3 protein-coding genes and 1 pseudogene are annotated in these 1,355 nt (G+C 60.1%); 3 read left to right on the top strand and 1 reads right to left on the bottom strand.

Translation table 11 applies throughout. The features are described 5' to 3' along the window. The 3 genes from BW737_RS17135 to BW737_RS16405 form a co-directional block, all read left to right on the top strand. The coding region (locus BW737_RS17135; protein WP_218961953.1) for a hypothetical protein at positions 1-228 on the top strand (228 nt) is incomplete at its 5' end. Further along, positions 225-452: a hypothetical protein gene (locus BW737_RS15835; protein ID WP_143233429.1), complete on the top strand. Its 228-nt coding sequence runs from the start codon at positions 225-227 to the stop codon at positions 450-452. The genes BW737_RS17135 and BW737_RS15835, both read left to right, overlap by 4 nt. A gap of 96 nt (positions 453-548) precedes the next feature. Beyond that, positions 549-692: a hypothetical protein gene (locus BW737_RS16405; RefSeq protein ID WP_180272263.1), complete on the top strand. Its 144-nt coding sequence runs from the start codon at positions 549-551 to the stop codon at positions 690-692. Positions 693-1,057: 365 nt separating this feature from the next. On the opposite strand, the pseudogene BW737_RS17140 reads toward BW737_RS16405, so the two are convergent. After that, a pseudogene (locus BW737_RS17140) lies at positions 1,058-1,355 on the bottom strand (hypothetical protein); the annotation flags it as partial.

Raw genomic sequence — 1,355 nt, forward strand, 5'->3', positions numbered from 1 at the left:
CCAGACCCCAACACCACCACCTGGTACACCACAGACACCAACGGCGCCCACCACATCACACTCAAAACCAACCAACAAACAATCGACTTCAACGGCTGGATCGGAGCGGGGGCAGGAGGCAGCGAGGACGTCGCCAATACCCTGACCGACGTAAAACTCAGGCAAGGGACTCGTACACGGAGTAGCGCGGACGGGTTTAGGGAATACTATGGTGGCGACGACTGGTGAAACGACCCGATACTGTCCCTAGGAGCCAGGAAATCAGACCGAGACGAGGCTGGCTGGCAGTCCTTCTCACCATCACGGTGCTGTGCGCCGGGGTGCTGGCCTGGTGGTGGCGTCCCTGGGGCCAGCAGGAGGAGACGCTCGTGCCGCCGGAGGCCGTGTGCCAGGACGTCTACAACACCGCCGAACTCAACCGAATCCTGGGCAGCAGTATCGGCAGCGACTAGATGCAGAGATACGGCGGTTGGAGCAGTCGCTGCGGTGTTATATCTGGCAGGCCACCGGCCACGGACGCAGAAGGCTACTACCTGCGAGACACCATCATGCTCATCGAATACTGGAGCGGCGAGGAGTACGACGCCGGCAACGGTTACAAGTGGACCGATGACACCATGGCCGCAGACACCGAAAACGGCATCCAAAACTCAACATCCCCGAACTGGAGGGCAACACCTACCTCTGGGTAATGCAGGTCGGCTCGGAGCACGATGTGCACGGAGTCTGGTTCGGGAACGGCTTCATACTGGTCGTCACCTTGCTTTACCCAGAAAACAGCCTGGACGGCCCGAGAACCACCCAGGAGGCCATGGACGTCATGCCCGAACTGCTGACCTACATCGGCACTCAGGCACGAGAACACCATGCCGTCCCAAACTACAGGTCCAGCAAGACCCCTGTCAGCGAACCGACAGACACGGCGGAAACCCCACCACGGACTCAACAGCCACCAGACACCAGCCCACCAGCACCCCAACCACACCCTGACACCGCCTTATGTGCAAACGATCCTCGGCTACTAGTCGGTGACGGTGAGTCGAGATCAGTTGGCATCTCATGGTTCGTCGGTGGGCCGGACAATAATCGTCTGGATCTCCGCCACCGGGATCGTAGTGGTCGCGGAGGTGGTGTGAGTGTCCATGGTGCCGGTGGCGCCGTCGGTGGCGGTGTAGGTGATCGCGTAGGACACCTTCACATCCACCGGCGTCACAGAGTCCTTGAAGTGCGCGCTGGACCGGTCAAACACGATCACACAGTCCGTACCCTTCGAATCATTCTCCTCACTCCAGGGGATACCGAACCCAGTACACGTAGCGGTGCCATCCTTGGGCTGCAAAGTCAACATTGATGCC

The sequence above is a fragment of the Actinomyces ruminis genome, assembly GCF_002154335.2.
GTDB classification, from domain to species: Bacteria; Actinomycetota; Actinomycetes; order Actinomycetales; family Actinomycetaceae; genus Actinomyces; species Actinomyces ruminis.

Bases quoted from the DNA above. Each gene is read 5' to 3' on its own strand.
- BW737_RS16405 (WP_180272263.1), top strand. From the start codon at position 549: ATGCTCATCGAATACTGGAGCGGCGAGGAGTACGACGCCGGCAACGGT.